Source organism: Pseudomonas sp. Irchel 3H3 (assembly GCF_900187635.1).
Lineage (GTDB): Bacteria > Pseudomonadota > Gammaproteobacteria > Pseudomonadales > Pseudomonadaceae > Aquipseudomonas.
This window is the reverse complement of the sequence record NZ_FYEC01000023.1, coordinates 61,461-82,763: the sequence shown is the minus strand read 5'-3', so window position 1 is coordinate 82,763 and position 21,303 is coordinate 61,461. Positions and strand designations below refer to the sequence as shown.

Below are 21,303 nucleotides of genomic sequence, written 5' to 3'. Positions count from 1 at the left end.
GCGCACAGGTTTGTTATGATTCCGGCCCTTCGTAATCGCCTGACCAGGTAGTCCCCATGTCCGATCGCAGTGCTCGCCTCCACGTTCTCAAGCAAGCCCTCAAAGAACGTATCCTGATTCTCGATGGCGGCATGGGCACGATGATCCAGAGCTACAAGCTCGAGGAACAGGATTATCGCGGCAAACGCTTCGCCGACTGGCCAAGCGACGTCAAGGGCAACAACGACCTGCTGGTCCTGACTCGCCCGGACGTAATCGGCTCGATCGAGAAGGCCTACCTGGATGCCGGCGCCGACATTCTCGAAACCAACACCTTCAACGCCACCCAGGTATCCCTGGCCGACTACGGCATGCAGGGCCTGGCCTACGAATTGAACGTAGAAGGTGCGCGCCTGGCACGCAAGGTGGCCGACACCAAAACCCTGGAAACCCCGGACAAGCCGCGTTTCGTCGCGGGCGTGATCGGGCCGACCAGCCGCACCTGCTCGCTGTCGCCAGACGTCAACAACCCCGGCTACCGCAACGTGACCTTCGACGAGTTGGTGGAGAACTACACCGAAGCCGCCAAGGGCCTGATCGAGGGTGGCGCCGACCTGATCCTGATCGAGACCATTTTCGACACCCTCAACGCCAAGGCGGCGATTTTCGCTGTGCAAGGCGTGTTCGAGGAGCTGGGTTTCGAACTGCCGATCATGATTTCCGGGACCATCACCGATGCTTCCGGTCGCACCCTGTCGGGGCAGACCACCGAAGCCTTCTGGAACTCGATTGCCCACGCCAAGCCGATTTCCGTCGGCCTGAACTGCGCCCTGGGTGCCAGTGAGCTGCGTCCGTACCTCGAAGAGCTGTCGAACAAGGCCAACACCCATGTCTCGGCGCACCCCAACGCCGGCCTGCCGAACGAGTTCGGCGAGTACGACGAACTGCCGGAGGAAACCGCCAGGGTCATCGAAGAATTCGCCCAAAGCGGCTTCCTCAACATCGTCGGCGGTTGCTGCGGCACCACGCCGGGGCACATCGAGGCCATCGCCAAGGCCGTTGCCGGCTATGCCCCGCGGCAGATTCCAGAAATCCCCAAGGCTTGCCGGCTGTCGGGCCTGGAGCCCTTCACCATCGATCGCAACTCGCTGTTCGTCAACGTCGGCGAGCGGACCAACATCACCGGTTCCGCCAAGTTCGCCCGGCTGATTCGCGAAGACAACTACACCGAAGCCCTCGAAGTCGCCCTGCAGCAGGTGGAAGCCGGCGCTCAGGTGATCGACATCAACATGGACGAGGGCATGCTCGACTCGAAGAAGGCCATGGTCACCTTCCTCAATCTGATTGCCGGCGAGCCGGACATCTCCCGCGTGCCCATCATGATCGACTCCTCGAAATGGGAAGTGATCGAAGCCGGCCTCAAGTGCATCCAGGGCAAGGGCATCGTCAACTCCATCAGCATGAAGGAAGGCGTCGAGCAGTTCATTCACCACGCCAAGCTGTGCAAGCGCTACGGCGCCGCCGTGGTGGTGATGGCCTTCGACGAGGCCGGCCAGGCCGACACCGAAGCGCGCAAGAAAGAAATCTGCAAGCGCTCCTACGACATCCTGGTCAACGAAGTGGACTTCCCACCGGAAGACATCATCTTCGACCCGAACATCTTTGCCGTCGCCACCGGCATCGAGGAGCACAACAACTACGCGGTCGACTTCATCAACGCCTGCGCCTACATCCGTGACGAACTGCCCTACGCCCTGACGTCGGGCGGGGTGTCCAACGTGTCGTTCTCGTTCCGTGGCAACAACCCGGTGCGCGAGGCGATCCACTCGGTGTTCCTGCTGTACGCGATCCGCAACGGCCTGACCATGGGCATCGTCAACGCCGGCCAACTGGAGATCTACGACCAGATCCCGAGCGAGCTGCGCGACGCCGTGGAAGACGTGGTGCTCAACCGTACCCCGAACGGCACCGACGCCCTCCTCGCCATCGCCGACAAGTACAAGGGCGATGGCAGCGTCAAGGAAGCCGAGACCGAGGAATGGCGCGGCTGGGCCGTCAACAAGCGCCTGGAACACGCGCTAGTCAAGGGCATCACCACCCACATCGTCGAAGACACCGAAGAATCGCGCCAGTCCTTCGCCCGGCCGATCGAGGTCATCGAAGGCCCGTTGATGTCCGGCATGAACATCGTCGGCGACCTGTTTGGCGCCGGCAAAATGTTCCTGCCCCAGGTGGTGAAATCCGCCCGGGTAATGAAGCAGGCCGTAGCCCACCTGATCCCGTTCATCGAACTGGAAAAAGGCGACAAACCGGAGGCCAAGGGCAAGATCCTCATGGCCACCGTGAAAGGCGACGTGCACGACATCGGCAAGAACATCGTCGGCGTGGTCCTGGGGTGCAACGGCTACGACATCGTCGACCTCGGCGTGATGGTCCCGGCGGAGAAGATCCTGCAGGTGGCCAAGGAACAGAAGTGCGACATCATCGGCCTGTCCGGCCTGATCACCCCGTCGCTTGACGAGATGGTCCACGTCGCCCGCGAGATGCAGCGCCAGGACTTCCACCTGCCGCTGATGATCGGTGGCGCGACCACCTCCAAGGCCCATACGGCGGTGAAGATCGAACCCAAGTACAGCAACGACGCAGTGGTCTACGTCACCGACGCCTCCCGTGCGGTGGGCGTGGCCACGCAGTTGCTGTCCAAGGAACTGAAGGCCGGATTCGTCGCGAAAACCCGCGAGGAATACATCGAAGTCCGCGAGCGTACCGCCAACCGCAGCGCCCGCACCGAACGCCTGAGCTACCCAGCGGCGATTGCCAAGAAGCCGCAGTTCGACTGGAGCAGCTACGCACCGGTGAAGCCGACCTTCACCGGCGCCAAGGTCCTGGACAACATTGACCTGAAGGTCCTGGCCGAATACATCGACTGGACACCGTTCTTCATTTCCTGGGACCTGGCCGGCAAATTCCCGCGCATCCTGCAGGACGAAGTGGTGGGTGAAGCCGCTACCGCGCTGTACGCCGATGCCCAGGAGATGCTCGCCAAGCTGATCGACGAGAAACTGATCAGCGCCCGTGCGGTGTTCGGCTTCTGGCCGGCCAACCAGGTGCACGACGACGACCTGGAAGTCTACGGTGACGACGGCAAGCCAATCGCCCGCCTGCACCACCTGCGCCAGCAGATCATCAAGACCGACGGCAAGCCGAACTTTTCCCTGGCCGACTTCGTTGCACCCAAGGACAGCGGCGTCACCGACTACGTCGGCGGCTTCATCACCACCGCCGGGATCGGCGCCGAGGAAGTGGCCAAGGCCTACCAGGACGCGGGCGACGACTACAACTCGATCATGGTCAAGGCCCTGGCCGACCGCCTGGCCGAGGCCTGCGCCGAGTGGCTGCACCAACAGGTGCGCAAGGAACACTGGGGGTATGCCAAGGACGAAGTGCTGGACAACGAGGCGCTGATCAAGGAGCAGTACAGCGGTATCCGCCCTGCCCCCGGCTACCCGGCCTGCCCGGATCACACCGAGAAGTCGACCCTGTTCAAGCTGCTCGACCCGCAAGCCTCGGAGCTCAAGGCCGGCCGCAGCGGCGTGTTCCTCACCGAGCACTATGCGATGTTCCCGGCGGCTGCGGTCAGCGGCTGGTACTTCGCCCATCCGCAGGCGCAGTATTTTGCCGTGGGCAAGATCGACAAGGATCAGGTGCAGAGCTACACCGCCCGCAAAGGCCAGGAATTGAGCGTGAGTGAGCGTTGGCTGGCACCCAACCTGGGCTATGACAACTGAGGCTTGAGTGGGTGCGGGTCGAACTTTATCGACGCCGCGCCCTCTAAACTTCAAGTTTCCCCCCACAGCGTGAACACACGGAAGACCCCCATCATGCGAATGATCCTGTCTACTCTTGCTCTAGGCATTCTGATCACCCAAGGCGCCATGGCTGCCGGAGATGGCACTGCTGCCGTCGGCGGCGGGATAGGTGGTGCGCTGGGTAACGTCCTCGGCCAACAGATCGGCGGCAGCACTGGCGCGGCGATCGGTGCGGGTGTTGGCGGTGCTGCGGGCGGTGCCATCGCCGCCCCCAAAGGCAACAAGAATGAAGCCGCGATTGGTGGCGGCCTCGGCGCAGCCGGTGGCTCGGTAATCGGCAACCAGTTGGGCGGCTCCACCGGCTCGACCATCGGCGCCGGCCTTGGCGGTGCCGCGGGCGGCGCGGTTGGCAACAACCTGGCCGATGACGACGATCATCACAGCTCTGGCGGCAACAGCCATAAGCACAAACACAAGAACAAGCACAAAAACAAAAACCACTGATTGGTGGTCTTGAGGGAGCTGCCTTGCGGCAGCTCCCACGGTCACACCGCAACCTTTACCCGCGCTTCACCCGCACCCCGGCATGGATCAAGCCATGCATCGCCAGCCCCACCAACAACCCCCAGAATGCCCCGCCCAGCCCGAGCAAGGTGACATTGGCCGCGGTCGCCAAAAAGGTGATCAACGCCGTTTCCCGCCCTCGCACATCACTCACCGCCGTCGCCAGGCTGCCTCCTATTGCCCCCAGCAAGGCCAGGCCGGCCAAAGTGCTGATAAAGGTGGCTGGCAGGACCACGAACAAGGTGGCCAGGGTAGTGCCGAATACCCCCACCAGCACATAGAACAGCCCGCAGGCGAGGCCGGCGATGTAGCGTTTGCCGGGCTCTTCGTGGGACTCCGGGCCGGTGCAGATAGCAGCCGTGATCGCCGCCACGTTGAACGCGTGGGAGCCGAACGGCGCCATCAGCAATGACCCCAGCCCCGTCACCGTGATAATCGGGTTGGCGCTGGTGGTGAAACCGTCGTTGCGCAACACCAGCATGCCCGGCATGTATTGCCCGGTGAGGGTGATCAGAAACAACGGCAAGGCGACGCTGAGCAGCGCGTTGACGGAAAACTCAGGCGTGGTCCAGACCGGCGCTGCCAGGCTCAACTCGACACGGTCGAAACTGACTTGGCCCATCCCCAGCAGTAGCGCGATACCGATCAGCAGCACGCCGACTATGGCGTAGCGGGCGGTGAAACGACGTAGTACGCCGTAGCTGACAATCAGCACGCCCACCAGCAGCGGATCGACACTCGCGCCACCAAACGCGCCCATGCCGAAGCGCAACAGAATGCCCGCCAGCAGACCTGCGGCAATCCCCGGCGGAATCAGCCTGACCAGCCGCTCGAAGTAGCCCGACAACCCCAGTATCACGAAACCAGCGGCCGACAGCAGGTAGGCTCCGATGACTTCGGCAAAAGGCGTGTGGGGCAGCACCGTGATCAGAAAGGCCGCACCGGGGGTCGACCAGGCTGTGATGATCGGCTCGCGGTAGCGGTAGCTCAACCAGGCCCCGGTCAAACCGACCCCGATCGAGATCGACCAGATCCACGAGGCGGTCAACTCAGGACTGAATCCGGCGGCCGTGGCGCCCTGGAATACCAGGATGAAAGTGCCGCCGTAATTGACGATCACCGAGATCAGGGCCGCCACGACCGGGTGCAGCAGATCGCTGGATTTCAGGGGTAAGGCAACAGCGCTGTGGTTCATCCGTGATTGACCTTCAAACGTGCGCGCCACCAGGCCTGGCCTGGGGAGCTGGGCTAACAGTGGCGCCAGTATCGGGACAAAATGGACTGTTTGAAATATCCACTTCCAGCAGATAAATTAGACCACTTTCCCTTTGGCTGTCCCTTGCCCATGAAGACCCGCGCGACCGCTTACCCGGTCTGGAACGCCTTTGTCCCCAGCCCCGACAGCCCGCTGACATTGCGCGAACAACTGCTGCGGTTTTTCCGCAAGGGGGTCGCCGACGGCACCTTGAAGCCCGGCATCCGCCTGCCCGCCTCGCGCCTGCTGGCGCAGGAGTTGGGGGTGTCGCGCATGACCGTGACCGGGGTCTACGAGCAACTGCTGGCCGAGGGATTCTGCGAGGCACGACAAGGGGCCGGCACCTATGTCGCGAGCCGGATCAACGCCCGGCCGCCGCCCTCGCCCACCGCGCCGCCGGGGTTACTGGGCGGCTCCTTGCGCGCCCGGCAACTGGCCGGGCCGGACTCCATGTCGCTGGGGCATCCCGACTGGCCGCTGACCCCCGGCCTTCCTGCCCTGGATGCCTTTCCCTATGCCCTGTGGGGCCGACTCGAAGGGCGATTCTGGCGTGGCCGGCTGCCGACTCACTCGTCCTACGGCGATCCCCAGGGCTCGCTGCCCTTGCGCCAGGCCCTGGCGGAGTATCTGGGAGTGGCCCGTGGCGTGGTCTGTACGGCCGAGCAGATCATCATCACCCCCGGCGCCCAGGCCGCGGTCTCGATCGCCGCGCTCGCCCTCACCGACCGTGGCGAGCGGGCCTGGGTCGAAAACCCCGGCTACGATGCGACGTACCGCAGCCTGATCCTCGCCGGGCTGGAAACCGTCGGCGTGCCGGTGGATGCCGAGGGCCTGGACGTGCAGGCCGGCCGCCTCCTGGCCCCCGATGCCCGGCTGGCACTGGTGTCGCCCTCGCACCAATACCCCACCGGCGTGACCATGAGCCTGGCCCGGCGCCTGGCCCTGCTGCAATGGGCAGACCAAGCCAATGCGCTGATCCTCGAAGACGACTACGACAGCGAGTTCCGCTATGACTGTGGACCGACCCCTGCGCTCAAGGCGCTGGATGGCCACAACGGCCGGGTGATTTATGTGGGCACCTTGAGCAAGCTGTTGATCCCCGGCCTGCGCCTGGGGTTCCTGGTGGCGCCAGAGGGCTTGGTGGATGTCCTGCAACGGGTGCGCAACGGCAGCGGGCATCGGGTGCCTAAGTCATTGCAGGCGACGGCCGCCGACTTCATTGGCAACGGCCACCTGGGCAGTCATATTCGCCGCGCCAAGGCACTCTATAGCGAGCGCCGCGCCGCCTTGCTCGCAGCCCTCGACAGCCACGCCGATGGCCTGCTTTCAGTGGCGACGGCGGCCACCGGCTTGCACCTGCTGGCGTACTTGCCTGAAGGCTGTGACGACCAGGCGCTGACCCTGGCCGCACGCCGCCGACAGATCGGCGCGGGGTCATTGTCGAGCCTGTGGGTGACGCGCCCGACCGCGGCGCGCCATGGACTCCTGCTGGGTTTTGGCAACACCGCGGCAGACGCCATGCCAGCAGCGGTACGCAGCCTGTGCCAACTGATTGAGGCCCAGCTCGCCGGGCGGTCCCTCGATTAAGCACCCGCCCGGGAGGCTTTAGATACGGCTGGGTGAGACGATGATCTTGACGTTGTGCTCCTTGTTGTTGACCAGTTCCTCGAAGCCTTGGCCGACGATCTGCTCCAACTGGATGCGCCCGGTCACCAGCGGCGTGATGTCCAGGCGGCCGTCGGCGATAAAGGCGATCACGTCGGCGAACTCGCCGTTGTAGGCCAGCGCGCCAAGCACCTGTTTCTCGGTGGCTACCAGCTCGAAAAAGTTGAATTCGCTGGGCTCCTCGAAGATGCCCACCAACACACACTTGCCAGCCTTGCGGATCAGGTCGATGGCCAGCTTGGCCGTGTGCTTGTTGCCGATGCATTCGAAACTGACATCGGCCCCCAGGCCCCCGGTCAGGCGCCGGACCTCGGCCAGGGCATCACACTCCTGGGGATCGAGCACATGACTGGCGCCCACCTCCAGCGCCTTGGCCTTGCGCGCTCCGGACATTTCCAGGGCGATCACCTGTGCCGCTCCGGCGGCCTTGGCACACATGATGGTGCACAGGCCGATGGTCCCGGCACCAACCACCACCACGTTCTGCCCCAGCAGGCTGCCGGCCTTTTTCACCGCGTGCATGCCCACGGCCAAGGGCTCGATCAGCGCCCCGGCTTCGGCGGGAAAGTTGGCCGGCAGCTTGTACAGCAGGTTGGCCGGCACGTTGACCAGTTCGGCAAAGGCACCGTTGTTCATCAGGCCGGTGAAAGCCAGGTTCTCGCAGATGTTGTACATCCCGTGGGTGCAGTAGTAACAGGTGCCGCAATGCTGGCAGGCATCGGCGGCCACCGGTTCGCCAACACTGAAGCCCTCGACCCCGGCGCCGATTTCGACGATCTCGCCACAGAACTCGTGACCGAGGATGCACTGGCCCTTGATCCCGGTCAGCGGATGCGGCGCGTCCACCGGGATGAACACCGGCCCGGCCACATACTCGTGCAGGTCGGAACCACAGATGCCGCACCACTCGACGCGGATCTGCACCCAACCGGCGGGAGGTGCCACGGGCAACGGTACGTCTTCGACCCGGATATCGTGGCGGCCATGCCAGACGGCGGCGCGCATGCTGCGGGGCGGGTTATTGATCAGGCTCATGGTGAAATCTCCTTGAAAACAAAGGCTGCCGGTGACCGTCGCGGGTCACCGGGAGCGCGTTCAGTGGCTCTGCACGAAGTCCAGGAGCAAGCAGTTGACCTGCTCCGCCGCTTCCATCTGCACCATGTGCGCCTGGCCCGGCAGGATCTCGACCTGGGCTGCCAGACCTTGGCTATGGGCCGCCGGAATGATCGCGTCGTCGCTGCCCCAGATCACCAACACCGGGTGCCGGGCGTCCTGCACCACGGCACGCAGGTCGACCTGTTGCCGGCCCGCGTGAAACAGCGTGTTCGCCAGTTGCCGCAGCGCATCGTCGACCCCTTCCAGGCGCTTGTACTTGAGCATGTCTTCGAGCATCTGCCGGTTGACCAGCTCGGCGTTGGAGAACAGTTGCACCAGCGGCGCCTTGAGGGCATTGCGGTTGCCTGCTTCGATGAAGCCTTGCAGGTAGTCGCCGTTGATTTGCGGGCCCAGGCCGGCGCTGCCGATCAGGCTCAGCGAGCGCACCCGCTGGGGCGCCAGGCGCGCCGCATTCAAGGACACCGCGCCGCCCATGGAATGGCCCACCAGGTGCACCTGGGCGATATCCAGGTGATCGAGCAAGGCCAGCAGCACGCCGCTCAACTCATCCAGGTCGCCGCGTTGCAGTTGCTTGCTCGACTCGCCATGCCCGGGCAGGTCCAGGGCGATCACCCGGCGTTCGGCCGCCAGGGCCTGGTGGTTGAACAGCCAGTTGTTCAGGTCGCCACCAAAGCCGTGCACCAGCACCAATGGGATACCGCCTGTGCCGCGCTCGAAGTAACGGATCACCCGGCCATCGAGCTCGACCTTCTGCGGTTTCGGTCCCAGGTCTTCCTCGGCGCCGGCACCCGGCACGAACGCCGCCTGGAACTGCTCGACCACGGCATCGATCTCGGCCTCGCTGGCGTCGCCCTCGACCACAATCCCGAGCAAGGCACCGACGGCCAGGGTTTCGTCCTGGCGGGCGATCTGGCGTCGCAGCACCCCGGAAAACGGCGCCTCGACACTGCTGGAGATCTTGTCGGTCTCCACGTCCAGCACTTCGTCGCCCTTGTTGATGGCTTGCCCCGGCTCCTTGAGCCAGGCATCCACCCGGCCTTCGGTCATCGACAGGCCCCACTTGGGCATGGTCAGGGTATGGATCTGGCTCATGAACGCTTGCTCCACTCAATCAGCTTGAGCACGGCGTTCTCGATCTTCGCCGCGTCAGGGATGTAGAGGTCTTCCAGGGCATCGGAAAACGGCACCGGGGTGTGCGGCGCGGTGACCATTTCAATCGGCGCCTTGAGTGCGCCGAAGGCCTTTTGCGCCACCAGCGCCGAGATGTCGGTGGCCATCGAGCAGCGCGGGTTGGCTTCGTCGATCACCACCAGGCGCCCGGTCTTCTCGACGCTTTCGAGGATGCTGTCTTCGTCCAGCGGGCTGGTGGTGCGCAGGTCGATCACCTCGCAGTCGATACCGCGCCCGGCCAGGCTGCGGGCCGCGTCCATCGCGGTGTTGACGGTGCGCCCGTAGGACACCAGGGTCACGTCCTTGCCATCGCGCAGGAAGTTGGCCTCGCCAAACGGGATCGTGTAGAGCTCTTCCGGCACGTCGCCCTGCATGCTGTAGAGCAATTTGTGCTCGCAGAAAATCACCGGGTCGTTGTCGCGAATGGCCTGGATCAGCAAGCCCTTGGCGTCGTAGGGGGACGAGGGGCAGACCACTTTCAGGCCCGGGATGTGGGTCCACAGGGAGGTGAGCATTTGCGAGTGCTGGGCAGCGGCGCGCAGCCCGGCGCCGACCATGGTGCGAATCACCAGCGGCGTGGCGGCCTTGCCGCCGAACATGTAGCGAAATTTAGCGGCCTGGTTGAGGATCTGGTCCAGGCAGCAACCGGCGAAGTCGACGAACATCAACTCACACACCGGACGCACGCCACAGGTCGCCGCCCCCACCGCCGCGCCGACATACCCCAGTTCCGACAACGGGGTGTCGAGCACCCGCCCGGGAAACTGGTGATAGAGGCCCTTGGTCACGCCCAGTACGCCGCCCCAGGCATCGTTTTCGCCAGGGGCACCGGCACCGCCGGCAACGTCTTCACCCATGATGAACACGCTGGGATCGCGGCGCATTTCCTGGGCCAGGGCTTCGTTGATTGCCTGCTGATAACTGATTTTTCTCGCCATGATGAAAGTCTCGATTCTTGTTATAGGGGGGCGTTCAGGGATAGGAGACGTAGACGTCGGTCAGCAGGTCGGTCGCGCTCGGCTTGGGGTCGGACTTGGCCTTGCGCACGGCGTTCTCGATCAACGACTCGACCTCCTGGTCGATGCGGTCCAGTTGGCTGGCCTCAAGCAAGCCGGCGCGGGTGGTGCGCTCGCGAAACTGCATCAGGCAGTCGTTGTGCTCACGGAAATGCTTGACCTCGTCCGGGGCCCGATAGGTCTGGGCATCACCTTCGAAGTGACCGTAGTAGCGGGTCAGCTTGACCTCGATCAGCGACGGCCCCTCCCCGGCCCGGGCCCGCTCCACGGCGGCGCCGGCGGCTTCGTGGACGGCAAAGAAGTCGAACCCATCCACCGTGACCCCGGGCATGCCGAAACCGGCGGCGCGGTCGGCGATATGGTCGCAGGCCACCGACCAGTTGGAGGCCGTGGCCTCGGCATAGCCGTTGTTCTCGGCAATGAACAGGCACGGCAGGTTCCACACCGAGGCCATGTTCATCGCTTCGAACACAGCCCCTTCGTTGGAGCCGCCGTCGCCGAAGAACACCACCGCAACGCTGTCGGTGCCCTTGAGCCGGGCGGCCAGCGCCGCGCCAACCACCAGCGGTGCGCCGGCCCCGACAATGCCGTTGGCGCCGAGCATGCCCTTCTCGAAGTCGGCGATGTGCATGGAGCCGCCCTTGCCCTGGCAGACCCCGGTTTTCTTGCCGTAGATCTCGGCCATCATCCCGTACACATCAACGCCCTTGGCGATGCAGTGACCGTGGCCACGGTGGTTGGAGGCAATGCAATCGTCATCGCCCAGGTGGGCCATGACCCCGGCGGCCGACGCTTCCTCGCCGGCGTACAGGTGGACAAAACCGGGAATCTCGCCGGTGGCGAATTCCACGTGCAGGCGCTCTTCGAAGGCGCGGATGGTGCGCATCACCTGGTAGGCATGCAGCAATTTTTCAGCAGTCAGCGGTGTCGACATTTTTATTCTCCAGGAGTGTCTTGGGACTGAAGGTTCACGGGGTGTTGCGGGTGTTCGCGACCGATGGCCAGCAGGCGCTCTTGCGCGACATAGGCCAGGGCCGCATGCACATCGATGCTCAGCGGGCCGCCGGCATCGAGGGTGACGGTGGGTCGGTCGTGGACGTTGAATTCGATCTCGCGCTCGCCGTCCAGGGCCAGGGTCCCGCTGGCGAGCGCCAGGCCATGGGCGACGCCGGGTTCCAGGCTGCCGGCCGCCAGCACGCCGCAGCCTTGCAGCAGCCCGGGCGCCAGCGGCACCAGCAGGGCCTCCGGGGATTGGCCATCGAGGCGCATCCAGGCCCCGCCCGGCGCCTGCCGCGACACCGGCAACCACAGCCCGCAGAGGGCCGACAGGCCGATCGATTGCGGCTCGGCAAAAGTCACGAAGACTTGTGCCAGGTCCGCGGCTCGGCTAATGGCCCGGGCGCCGACGAAGGGCAACGAGGACACCGCGACATCCACCAGGGCGATCTCGCACAGGCCCCGGTTCGGCTCCCGCACCACCAGCCGCTTGTTGCGACGCAGGGCGATGGCCGGGGGAATCCGTCCGCTGGCGTACAAGCCACCGGCCAGGCCGGCACTGGTGGCTTCGCGCAGTTCCGGGAAAGCGTTGTTGGTGCCGGTAGAAAGGGTCAGCATGGGGATGTCGCCGATCTCGCCGGCCACCGCCTTGTGGGTGCCGTCGCCGCCGAGCACGGCGACCAGGCTGACGCCGCGCTCGGCCATCAGGCGCGCGGCCTGGCGGGTGTCGGCGACGCTCTGGCGCAAGGTGATGTCGAGAAACTCCAGGGCCGGCCAGTGGCTCTCGCGGGCCTGGCGGCTGTGGCTGTTTTTCTGGACGGCGGCGGCGATACCGGTCATGTCGGTGGGCAGCAGCACCCGCTCGATGCCGGTGGCCCCAAAGGCGGCGAGCAGGCGCTGGATCACCGAGACCTTGTCGGTGCTGGAAAACAGCCCGGCGTTGGCGGTCAGGCGGCGCACGTCACGCCCGGACGCCGGGTTGGCGATGATTCCCACGGTCAACGGCGGGCGGCTCATGGCGCGCTCCGGGACAGCTCAGGCACAAAGCCGCAATGGCAGGACATAAGGCACCTCGAATTATTGTTGTCAGGCTTGCCAGGGCTAGAGCAAGGCCGGTGCCAGTTTCCCAATAACCGCCGGAGAAGCCCGTTACAGAGGCTTTTCATCCGCCTGATCGCAACGCCGGGCCAGGTCCGGTTGAGACGTCGGATGTCAGGTTGCACGGGGCGGCACCGAGACCGTGAGACGTCGCGTCTCACGCGCAGCCGTGCGCCCCCTGGCGCTTGTCTGCGGGCATTGATCGGCGCTTAATGGCCGCACAACGACAAGAAGCTGGAACCGGAGGCCTGAATGCTTTCCGTACACTCGAAGGCGCACGTGGATTGCGTCAGCCGGGTCTTGAAGAACGCTGCCCATTTGCCGCAGTTGCCTGTGCCCGACCTGATCCTCGACTCCTGGCGCCGCTCCATGGAGCAACACCATCTGGACCCCGGCTCGCTGCAGGGGCCACGGATCCTTTCGCACAACGTGCTGCAGGAATGCCGCGAGCGCTCGGAGCTGTTCTTGCGCATCGCCAGCGAAGAAGTCGCCCGCCTCCACGGCCGCGTGCGGGATGCCGACTACTGCGTGCTGCTCACCGATGCCCAGGGCCAGACCATCGACTACCGGGTCGAAAGCACGATCCGCAACGATTGCCAGAAAGCCGGCCTGTACCTGGGTACCTGCTGGTCGGAGGGCGAAGAAGGCACCTGCGGCGTGGCCGCGGTACTCACCGCCCGCACCCCGGTGACGGTGCACAAGCGCGACCACTTTCGGGCGGCCTTTATCGGCCTCACCTGCTCCGCGGCACCGGTGTTCGACCCTCAGGGTGAGTTGCTCGGAGTGCTCGACGTCTCGGCCGTGCGCTCGCCGGACGAGCGTCGTTCCCAGCACCTGATCCGGCAGATGGTGGTGCAGAGCGCGCGGGAAATCGAACAGGCGTTTTTCATGAACAGCGTCCAGGGCTACTGGGTGCTGCGCGCGCACCGCAGCCCGGGGTACGTCGACAGCCAGCCCGATTACCTGCTGGCCTGGGACGACGACGGTCGCCTGCAAGCGCTCAACCCGGCGGCGCGCCAATGGCTGCTGCACGGCTTTGGCCGGCTGCCGGAACATATCGGCCAGGTGTTCGATCAAGCACAGCTGCAGGCCGCCCGCGACGAATCGCTGTGCCTGTTGCACCACCAGGCGGGCACCCAGGCCTTGCACGGACGCCTGAGCGCGCCCCGCCGCAGCAACCGCAGCCGACAGCGCCTGGTGTTGAGCCCGGCCGAACTGGACCCACGCCTGGCCGAGAGCCTGCGCCTGGCGGTACGGGTCAAGGACCGCAACCTGCCGGTGCTGATCCAGGGTGAGACCGGCTCGGGCAAGGAAGTCTTCGCCCGCCAATTGCACCAGGCCAGCCAACGCCGGGAGCAACCCTTCGTCGCGATCAACTGTGCGGCCATCCCGGAAAGCCTGATCGAGAGCGAGTTGTTCGGCTACGTCGCCGGGGCCTTTACCGGTGCCTCGCACAAGGGCATGCCCGGTCTGCTGCAACAGGCCGATGGCGGCACGCTGTTCCTCGACGAGATCGGCGACATGCCCCTGGCACTGCAGACCCGCCTGCTGCGGGTGCTGGCGGAAGGCGAAGTGGCCCCCCTGGGCGCTTCACGGCGCAAGGCGGTGGACCTGCAGGTGATCTGCGCCAGTCACCGTGACCTGGAAAGCCTGGTGGCCGCCGGCGAGTTCCGCGAGGACCTGTACTTTCGCCTGGGGGGCGCGCGTTTCCAGTTGCCCCCGCTGCGCGAACGCAGTGACCGCCTGGCCTTGATCAACCGGATCCTCGCTGAAGAGTCGAGCCACTGCGCTACTACCCTGCAACTGGGCAGCGCCGCCCTGGAGTGCCTGCTCGGCTATCGCTGGCCAGGCAATGTCCGGCAGTTGCGCCACGTGCTGCGCTACGCCTGCGCGGTGTGCGAAGGGCCGCTGATCCAGCCCGGCCACCTGCCCGAACCCCTGCACAGCCAGGGCCTGCTCGGCCCGGTGCTCGAGGATGCCCGGGAGCTCGAGCCCAGCCCGCAACGCCAGGCCCTGATCGACGCCCTGATCCGTCACCGCTGGAAACCCACAGCCACCGCCAAGGCCCTCGGCATCTCCCGGGCAACCCTGTACCGCCGGGTGCACCAGCATGGCATCGAGATGCCGGGGAGAAGCCCAGCCTGAATCCCGCATACAGCGTTCAAACCTGTGGGAGCGAGCTTGCTCGCGATGGCGGTGTGTCAGGCGACATTGATGTTGAATGCACTGGCCCCATCGCGAGCAAGCTCGCTCCTACAGGGGGGTGGTGGCTTGCAGTTTTGCATGCCCCACACACCTGGTCATATCTGGAAACATCCGGTCAATTGCCAACACCCCCCACCTCTGTTTGCATCCGCGCTCAATTCTGTCAGTCGGGTCAAGGAGACAATCGATGAAAACCCTGGTGGTCGGTGCTAGCAAAGGATTGGGCAGAGCCTTGATCGAGGGCCTGGGGGAGCCCGGGGACACGCTGATCGGGGTTTCCCGCAGCCGCCCGGAAAACCTGCTGCCCCTCGCCGGAGTGCAGGTGCGCTGGCTGGAAGCCAACCTCGGCGAACCGGCCGAGGCAGCGCGGGTCATCGAGCAGGCGGTGGCGGGCGACGGCCTCGACACCCTGGTCTACAACCTGGGCATCTGGGAAGAGCGCGCGTTTGATCCGGCCTACAGCTTCCTTGCCGATGACGACCAGCAACTGCAAGCCATCGTCAGTTGCAACATCACCGCGCCTATCCTGCTGATCAAACGCCTGCTGCCGCTGCTGCTGAAAAGCCCAAACCCACGGATCATCCTCACCGGCTCGACCTCCGGCCTGGCACAAAGTGGTCGTCCGGAAGTGGCCTTCGGCGCCTCCAAGTTTGCCCTGCATGGGATCGCCGATGCACTGCGCGAAGGCTACCGTCAGCAACGCCTGGCGGTCACCTGCCTGAACCTGGGCTACCTGAACACCGACGACCCGCTCAGCACGCCCCGCGAGTTGGCCGAACAGCGTGGCGAAGGCCAGTTGATTCCGGTCCACGACGTGGTGCAGGTAGTGCGCATGGTGCTGAGCCTGTCCGCGGCCAGCTACGTCAAGGACATTACCCTGCCGGCCCTGCTGGATGAGCGCTTCTGAAATGATCAGGATCAGTACCCCGCAGGACACCGACGCGGTCCTGGATATCTGGCTGTCAGCTTCTATCCAGGCCCACGATTTTATCGACGCCTCGTTCTGGTTATCCCAGGTCGACGCCATGCGCACGCTTTACCTGCCAGCCTCAGAGGTCTACGTGTTCGAGCGTGACGGTGGGGTAGTCGGCTTCCATGCGCTGCACGGTGACAATTTGGCCGCCCTGTTTGTCGCGCCGGCATTGCAAGGCCAGGGCATTGGCAGCCAGTTGCTCGCCCATGCGAAAAACCAGAGAGCCGTGCTGAACCTGTCGGTTTACCAGGAGAACCAGGCCAGCTGTCGGTTCTATCTGGCCCAGGGCTTCGTCGTGGTCAGCGAGCAGACGGACGCACACACCGGCCACCGCGAATACAGCATGCGTAGCACCAGCCGATAACCACCAGGCGGGCTCAGCGCTCCGACATCACCACCATCACTTCGGCATCCGCCCCGTCATCGCTTTGCGCCAGGTAGATATGACCAATGGCGCTATTGAAATAGGCAGTTTCGCGGCAGCCGATGCTGATGGACTCGCCGGTTTCGAACTGGATGCGCACCCGCCCGCTGAGCACCAGGGCGAACTCTTGCCCGGGGTGGCGGATGTAGTCGTCGAACTGGGTCAGTTCCCGGGCAAAGATCCGCGCGTACATCGGCGTCATGCTGCGCCCGGGGAAATCGCCGGCCATTGGGTGGTAGTCGTAGTTGCCGGTGCTGTAGCCCGCGGCACTGTCGATGGCCGTGCTGACCACTGTCGGTTGCACCAGGTCCGTACGGTCCTTGGCCGGGCTGAACAACTGGGCAATGTCGACGCTCAGGGCACGCGCCGCCGCCGCAAGTTTTTCGTAGCTCACCGAGACTTGGGCCAACTCCATTTTCGACAGGGTCGACAAGGCCACGCCTGAACGTTCGGACAATTGCTTGAGGGTCAACTTCTGGAGTTTGCGGATCGCCCGCAGGCGTGCGCCAACCTGGGCTCGGTCAATCAGTGGATGGGCCTGGGTATTGGAGGCGAGCGGTGGGCGGCTGGAACTCATGCAGTCTCTCTGTCATACCAATTTTCAGGCCCTGGGGAGCCGGGCCGGATGCGTGGCGCGATATTACCTCAAGGCAATGGCTTGACTGGCAAATTCTCATATCTTACATTTCTCTTATGTGAGAATTTATCCAGCCGGTGCGGGCGTCGTCATTTCTCCCCCCACCCACCACGGAGGTCCTTGGGCATGCACGACAGCGATTGTTTCGATTTCGTTATCATCGGCGGCGGTATTGCAGGGGCCTCCCTGGCCTATCGCCTGGCGGGACAGGCCAGTGTGCTGGTCCTGGAGCGCGAGTCGCAGCCCGGCTATCACGCCACCGGCCGCTCCGCCGCAATGTTCATGGAAGCCTACGGCACCCCGCAGATCCAGGCGCTGACCCGTGCCAGCCGGGCGTTCTACGAACAACCGCCGGCAGGGTTTACGGAACATCCGCTGCTGGAACCCCGGGGCTGCCTGTACATCGCCAGCCCGCAACAACAGCCCCTGCTCGAACAAACCTATGCCAGCCTGCGCAGCTGCGCGGCCAATGTGTCCTTGATCGACGCCGAGCAAGCCCTGGCCCTGGTGCCGTGCCTGCGGGCCGAGGCAATCGGCGGGGCGATCCTCGAAACCGATGCCCGAGACCTCGATGTGCACGCCCTGCACCAGGGTTTTCTGCGGGCCATGCGCCGCGCCGGCGGTGAACTGATGTGTGATGCCGAACTGTGTGCAGCTAATCGAGAAGGCGATGCCTGGGCCCTGACCCTGGCCGACGGCCGTCAAGTGCGTGGGCGAACCCTGGTCAACGCGGCCGGCGCCTGGGCTGACCATGTCGCGCAGCAGTGCGGTGTGGCCCCGATTGGCCTGCAGCCGTGCCGGCGCAGCGCCTTTACCTTCGACGGCCCCACAGACACCGATTTCTCCCGCTGGCCCGCGGTGATCGGCATCGACGAGAGTTTCTACTTCAAGCCCGATGCCGGCCAGTTGCTGGGCTCGCCGGCCAACGCCGACCCCGTACACGCCCAGGACGTGATGCCCGAAGAGCTGGATATCGCCACCGGGATCTATCACATCGAAGCCGCTACCTCTTTGCAGATTCGTCGCCCGCGCCACAGCTGGGCCGGCTTGCGCTCCTTCGTCGCCGATGGCGACCTGGTGGTCGGCTGGGACGATCAATGCGCAGGCTTCTTCTGGCTGGCGGCCCAGGGCGGCTATGGCATCCAGTCCGCCGCCGCGGTCTCGCAACTGGCCTGCGCCCTGCTGCTGGATCAACCCTTGCCCGACCACCTGCACCAGCAAGGCGTCGATCCCCTGCGCCTGGCGCCGGCGCGCTTGCGTTAATCACTCACCCAACAATCGAGGTTCCGTGCCATGTCCAACACTCTCCAGCGCTACCCCAGCACCCTGCCCTACCCCTTCTCCAAGGCGATCCGGGTTGGCGATTTACTGTTCCTTTCCGGGCAGATCCCGATGACCGCCGAAGGTCAAGTGGTGCGCGGCGATATCGCCACGCAAACCGCCGCCGTGATGACCCGCATCGGCGAAACCCTGGCCGAATGCGGCGTGGGCTTCGACCAGGTGGTCAAGGCCACGGTCTGGCTGTCGGACATGCAGCATTTCGCCGGTTTCAACCAGGAGTACCAGCGTCACTTCAGCAACGGCTTCCCGGTGCGCTCCACCGTCAGCGCCGGCCTGGCGCTCGGCGTCGACGTGGAAATCGAAGTCCAGGCCTGGCTCGGCGCAACCGCCTGAACCACCCCGGCCAAGCAGCAGTGCAATACCCCGTAGAGGCTCAACGAAGCCCATAACAACAATAGATCGAGGGAATTGGTCATGAAAGAAAGTCTGAAAATCGCCGGTGCATTTGTCGGTGTCATCGTCGGCGCGGGGTTTGCCTCGGGCCGGGAGCTGTTGTTGATGTTCGTCGACTTCGGCGTCTGGGGCCTGCTCGGCGCGGTGGTCAGCGCCGCGCTGTTCACCTTCCTCGGCATGGCGCTGGCCGGCATGGGCAGTCGTTTGCAGGCGACCTCCCACAAAGACGTGGTGTACGCCTTGTGCGGCCGCTACCTGGGGACCTTTGTCGACCTGATGATCACCTTCTTCATGTTCGCCGTGACCGTGGTCATGCTGGCAGGCGGGGGGGCGTTGCTGGAGCAGCAGTTCGGCATTCCGGCGGTGCTCGGCAGTGTCCTGGTGACCCTGATCGTGGTCGCGGTGGTGTGCCTGGACGTGCACAAGGTGATCGGCATGATCGGTGCTGCGACGCCCTTTCTGATTCTCACCGCAGTGGCAGTGGCACTGTATGGCGTGGCCAGCCGCGACCTGGAATTCGCCCAGCTCGATCAGTTGGCCAGCCAGCAACAGGCCGGTGCCAGCCATTGGTTGCTGGGGGCATTGCTCTATGTGTCGTACAACATTGTGGCGGGGGTGCCGATCCTGGCGATCATGGGCGGCGCGGCGAAAACCGAAAAGCAGGCGGTCTGGGGCGGCATCCTTGGTGGTGCGGCGCTGGGTCTGCTAATGCTGGTGATGAGCCTGGGCCTGCTGTCGCGTCTGGACAGCGTGGCGGACCTGCCGATGCCGATGCTGTCGATCGCCACCGAGATCTCCCCGGCGCTCGGGCTGCTGATGGCGTTGATCATTTTTTGCATGATCCTCAACACCGCCGTCGGCACGCTCTACTCCTTCTCGGCCCGCCTGCTGCCTGCCGGCACTCGCAAGTTCCGCATCGGCTCGGCCGCGGCCGGCGCCCTGGCCTTCGTGGGCAGCCTGGTGGGTTTCATCAGCCTGGTGGGCCAGGTGTATCCGCTGTTCGGCTACCTGGGCTTCCTGCTGATCGCCGCCGTCCTGATCGGCTGGCTACGCCGAGACCGCCTCGCAGCGGCCGCGGTGTAAGGCCTTTTGTAGGAGCGGGTGCCCGCTTGCGGCCTGCTCGCGATGGCCTGGAGAACACCGCGTGCACCCTGAATGCATGCGATATCGTTAACGACCATCGCCGGCAAGCCGGCTCCCACAGGGTTTGCGGCGTATCCGAGGTTGGTGTTGGCCTGCGATGGCCTGAAGAGCACCGCGTGCACCCTGAATGCATGCGATATCGTTAACGACCATCGCCGGCAGGCTCCCACAACGCGGCCCTAGCGCTTGACCTTCACCCAGGCCATCAACAGGGCCGACGACAGCACCCCGGCCGTCATGAAGATGTAGGCCGCGCCGGGGTTGCCGGTCAGGCCGATCAGGTAGCCGACGATCCATGAGCCGATAAAGGCCCCCAGGGCGCCGCACGCATTGATCAGGCCGATGGCCCCGCCGAACACGTTGGCCGGCAGGATCTCCGGGATCAGCGCGAAGAACGGACCGTATGGGGCATACAGCGCGGCACCGGCAAGGGTCAGCAAGGCAAACGACCACCAGAAATGACTGGAGCCCAGCAGGTAGGAGCAGAAGAAAGCCAGTGCCCCCAGGGCCAGCAGCGGCCAGACGAAATGCTTGCGCTGCTGGGATTTATCCGAGGCCCAGGACACCGCCAGCATGGTGCCGACCGCCGCGACATAGGGCACCGCACTCAACCAGCCAACCGTGACGATGTCCGCCGCAGCCGCCTGCTTGATGATGGTCGGCAGCCACATGATGAAGCCATAGACCCCGATGCTCCACAGCGCGTGGACGCAGCACAGCTGAATCACGATCGGGCTGGTGAAGGCCTGGCGGTAGTTCCGTACCACTGGCATGCCTTTCTGTTCTTCGGCCAGGGTTGCGGCCAACTGGTCTTTTTCCTGACGGCTGAGCCAGTCGACCTGCTCGGGCTTGTCCCGCGCCAGGCGCCACCAGACAAACGCCCACAGCACGGCAGGCGCGCCTTCGATGACGAACATTTCGCGCCAGCCCCAGGCGTGGATCAGGTAGCCCGAGACCACCGACATCCACAGCACCGTCACCGGATTGCCCAGCACCAGGAAGGTATTGGCCCGCGAGCGCTCCTTGCGGGTGAACCAGTTGCTGATGAAAATCAGCATCGCCGGCATCACCGCCGCTTCGACGATGCCCAGCGAGACCCGGATGATCATCAGCATCGGTATGTTGGTCACCAGCCCCGTGGCCATGGCACAGAAGCCCCACAGGATCAGGCTCCAGAACACCAGTTTGCGCACGCTGTATTTCTGCGCGTAGATCGCCCCCGGCACCTGGAAGAAAAAGTAGCCGAGAAAGAACAAGGCACCGATCAACGACGAGGTGCTCTTGGTGATACCCAGGTCCTGCTCGATCCCGGCTGCACTGGCAAAGCCATAATTGGCGCGGTCCAGGTAGGCCAGGCTATAGGTGATGAATATCAGCGGAATCAGGTACCACCAGCGTTTGCTGGCAAAGCCCTGGACCTTGGTCTGCTGAACGCTGTTATCGGTCAGCGGCAGTAACGACTCTTTGAGTGCACTCATGGGTGTCCCCTGTTGTTGTTTTTATAACGACGGGTGTTCGG

Annotated in this window: 17 protein-coding genes; 9 read left to right on the top strand and 8 right to left on the bottom strand. The window is 64.6% G+C overall.

Going from position 1 to position 21,303, the window contains the following annotated elements; all coding sequences use genetic code 11:
• Nucleotides 1-56 precede the first annotated feature (56 nt).
• Nucleotides 57-3,767, top strand: coding sequence for a methionine synthase (gene metH, locus CKW24_RS21415; protein ID WP_095170165.1), 3,711 nt, complete (start codon nucleotides 57-59; stop codon nucleotides 3,765-3,767).
• 93 nt (nucleotides 3,768-3,860) lie between these two features.
• Nucleotides 3,861-4,292, top strand: a complete 432-nt coding sequence (locus tag CKW24_RS21410; RefSeq protein WP_095170164.1) for a glycine zipper domain-containing protein — start codon at nucleotides 3,861-3,863, stop codon at nucleotides 4,290-4,292.
• Nucleotides 4,293-4,347: 55 nt separating this feature from the next.
• On the opposite strand, the gene CKW24_RS21405 is transcribed toward CKW24_RS21410, so the two are convergent.
• A complete protein-coding gene (locus CKW24_RS21405) occupies nucleotides 4,348-5,547 on the bottom strand; it encodes a benzoate/H(+) symporter BenE family transporter (protein ID WP_095170163.1) in 1,200 nt (399 codons plus the stop codon).
• Nucleotides 5,548-5,697: 150 nt separating this feature from the next.
• On the opposite strand from CKW24_RS21405, the gene CKW24_RS21400 reads away from it, so the two are divergent.
• A complete protein-coding gene (locus tag CKW24_RS21400) occupies nucleotides 5,698-7,194 on the top strand; it encodes a PLP-dependent aminotransferase family protein (RefSeq protein ID WP_095170162.1) in 1,497 nt (498 codons plus the stop codon).
• An 18-nt stretch (nucleotides 7,195-7,212) separates the two neighbouring features.
• Here the strand turns inward: CKW24_RS21400 and CKW24_RS21395 are convergent, their stop codons facing one another.
• The 5 genes from CKW24_RS21395 to CKW24_RS21375 form a co-directional block, all read right to left on the bottom strand.
• Complete coding sequence (locus CKW24_RS21395; protein WP_237235009.1) at nucleotides 7,213-8,277, bottom strand: 2,3-butanediol dehydrogenase; 1,065 nt, start codon at nucleotides 8,275-8,277, stop codon at nucleotides 7,213-7,215.
• A 90-nt stretch (nucleotides 8,278-8,367) separates the two neighbouring features.
• Nucleotides 8,368-9,480 carry an acetoin dehydrogenase dihydrolipoyllysine-residue acetyltransferase subunit gene (locus CKW24_RS21390; protein WP_095170160.1) on the bottom strand — a complete coding sequence of 371 codons (1,113 nt, stop codon included), beginning with the start codon at nucleotides 9,478-9,480 and terminating at the stop codon, nucleotides 8,368-8,370.
• Complete coding sequence (locus CKW24_RS21385; protein WP_095170159.1) at nucleotides 9,477-10,496, bottom strand: alpha-ketoacid dehydrogenase subunit beta; 1,020 nt, start codon at nucleotides 10,494-10,496, stop codon at nucleotides 9,477-9,479. Before CKW24_RS21385 ends, CKW24_RS21390 begins: the two co-directional genes overlap by 4 nt.
• A gap of 34 nt (nucleotides 10,497-10,530) precedes the next feature.
• Nucleotides 10,531-11,508, bottom strand: coding sequence for a thiamine pyrophosphate-dependent dehydrogenase E1 component subunit alpha (locus CKW24_RS21380; RefSeq protein WP_095170158.1), 978 nt, complete (start codon nucleotides 11,506-11,508; stop codon nucleotides 10,531-10,533).
• A 2-nt stretch (nucleotides 11,509-11,510) separates the two neighbouring features.
• Nucleotides 11,511-12,587, bottom strand: a complete 1,077-nt coding sequence (locus tag CKW24_RS21375) for an ATP-NAD kinase family protein (protein ID WP_095170157.1) — start codon at nucleotides 12,585-12,587, stop codon at nucleotides 11,511-11,513.
• Between the two features lie 333 nt (nucleotides 12,588-12,920).
• Between CKW24_RS21375 and CKW24_RS21370 the strand changes: the two genes are divergently transcribed.
• The 3 genes from CKW24_RS21370 (at nucleotide 12,921) to CKW24_RS21360 (ending at nucleotide 16,210) form a co-directional block, all read left to right on the top strand.
• A complete protein-coding gene (locus CKW24_RS21370; RefSeq protein ID WP_095170156.1) occupies nucleotides 12,921-14,813 on the top strand; it encodes a sigma-54-dependent Fis family transcriptional regulator in 1,893 nt (630 codons plus the stop codon).
• Nucleotides 14,814-15,060: 247 nt separating this feature from the next.
• The gene (locus CKW24_RS21365) at nucleotides 15,061-15,780 is read left to right on the top strand and encodes an SDR family oxidoreductase (RefSeq protein ID WP_095170155.1); all 720 of its coding nucleotides are present in this window, start codon (nucleotides 15,061-15,063) and stop codon (nucleotides 15,778-15,780) included.
• 1 nt (nucleotide 15,781) lies between these two features.
• Nucleotides 15,782-16,210, top strand: a complete 429-nt coding sequence (locus tag CKW24_RS21360) for an N-acetyltransferase (protein ID WP_095170154.1) — start codon at nucleotides 15,782-15,784, stop codon at nucleotides 16,208-16,210.
• A gap of 13 nt (nucleotides 16,211-16,223) precedes the next feature.
• Here CKW24_RS21360 and CKW24_RS21355 read toward each other — a convergent pair whose 3' ends face one another.
• Entirely contained in the window at nucleotides 16,224-16,847 is a 624-nt protein-coding gene (locus CKW24_RS21355; protein ID WP_095170153.1) for a helix-turn-helix domain-containing protein, read from the bottom strand.
• 186 nt (nucleotides 16,848-17,033) lie between these two features.
• Here CKW24_RS21355 and CKW24_RS21350 point away from each other — a divergent pair, with 186 nt between their 5' ends.
• The 3 genes from CKW24_RS21350 to CKW24_RS21340 all read left to right on the top strand — a co-directional run bounded on the left by CKW24_RS21350 (nucleotide 17,034) and on the right by CKW24_RS21340 (nucleotide 19,724).
• Nucleotides 17,034-18,170 carry an FAD-binding oxidoreductase gene (locus CKW24_RS21350; RefSeq protein ID WP_095170152.1) on the top strand — a complete coding sequence of 379 codons (1,137 nt, stop codon included), beginning with the start codon at nucleotides 17,034-17,036 and terminating at the stop codon, nucleotides 18,168-18,170.
• A 30-nt stretch (nucleotides 18,171-18,200) separates the two neighbouring features.
• Entirely contained in the window at nucleotides 18,201-18,581 is a 381-nt protein-coding gene (locus CKW24_RS21345; RefSeq protein ID WP_095170151.1) for a RidA family protein, read from the top strand.
• Nucleotides 18,582-18,662: 81 nt separating this feature from the next.
• On the top strand, nucleotides 18,663-19,724 hold the full coding sequence (locus CKW24_RS21340; RefSeq protein WP_095170150.1) for a hypothetical protein: 1,062 nt from the start codon (nucleotides 18,663-18,665) through the stop codon (nucleotides 19,722-19,724).
• Nucleotides 19,725-19,963: 239 nt separating this feature from the next.
• Here CKW24_RS21340 and CKW24_RS21335 read toward each other — a convergent pair whose 3' ends face one another.
• A complete protein-coding gene (locus CKW24_RS21335; RefSeq protein WP_095170149.1) occupies nucleotides 19,964-21,262 on the bottom strand; it encodes an MFS transporter in 1,299 nt (432 codons plus the stop codon).
• Nucleotides 21,263-21,303: the final 41 nt, after the last annotated feature.